Origin of the sequence: Onishia niordana (genome assembly GCF_004798965.1) — a bacterium.
Taxonomy (GTDB): domain Bacteria; phylum Pseudomonadota; class Gammaproteobacteria; order Pseudomonadales; family Halomonadaceae; genus Onishia; species Onishia niordana.
The window spans coordinates 1-261 of record NZ_SDSD01000102.1; the positions used below are offsets into that span (position 1 = coordinate 1).

Below are 261 nucleotides of genomic sequence, written 5' to 3' on the forward strand. Positions count from 1 at the left end.
GGTTTAACAACGGAAAATAACTTTTTGGTGGCCTTGGATAAAGCTTCTGAAACATTTTCCTTGGCTTATATGGATCTATCAACAGGCGAATTTAAAGCAACACAGTTCTCTGATTTTTCAGCAGCCCTCAGTGAGATATCATCTCTAAAGGCACGTGAGATTGTCGTCGGTTATGAGCTATCAGATGATGACAGGAAAGTCTTTGAAAAACAGTTGAACGTGATGGTTTCAGAGCAATACGAGTATGAAGACGTTGCTTCC

1 protein-coding gene is annotated in these 261 nt (G+C 40.2%); it reads left to right on the top strand.

The genetic code is table 11. The annotated features are described in order from the left end of the window. A partial coding sequence (locus ETC27_RS18085; RefSeq protein WP_205742786.1) for a hypothetical protein occupies positions 1–261 on the top strand: 261 nt, incomplete at both ends.